Source organism: Candidatus Jidaibacter acanthamoeba, from assembly GCF_000815465.1.
GTDB classification, from domain to species: domain Bacteria; phylum Pseudomonadota; class Alphaproteobacteria; order Rickettsiales; family Midichloriaceae; genus Jidaibacter; species Jidaibacter acanthamoebae.
Genome location: NZ_JSWE01000243.1, coordinates 1 through 297 on the forward strand (window position 1 = coordinate 1; position 297 = coordinate 297).

At 42.1% G+C, this 297-nt stretch carries 1 protein-coding gene; it reads left to right on the forward strand.

Annotation, left to right across the window (positions count from 1 at the left end):
• Window positions 1–297, forward strand: a 297-nt coding sequence (locus NF27_RS10830; RefSeq protein ID WP_039459586.1) for a HEAT repeat domain-containing protein, incomplete at both ends; no start/stop codon positions are given.

Below are 297 nucleotides of genomic sequence, written 5' to 3' on the forward strand. Positions count from 1 at the left end.
GGAGCAGGGCATGGAGATATAGTAGTACCTGTGCTAATAAATGCTTTAAAGGATATTGATGATGAGGTCAGTATAAGGGCAGCTGAAGCACTGAGTAAAGTAGGAGCAGGGCATGGAGATATAGTAATACCTCCGTTAATAGAAGCTTTAGAGGATGAGTATGAGGATGAGTATGTTAGGGGCAGTGCAGCTAAAGCACTGGGTAAAGTAGGAGCAGGGCATGGAGATATAGTAGTACCTGTGCTAATAAATGCTTTAAAGGATAGTTATGATAAGGTTAGGTGGAGTGTAGCTGAA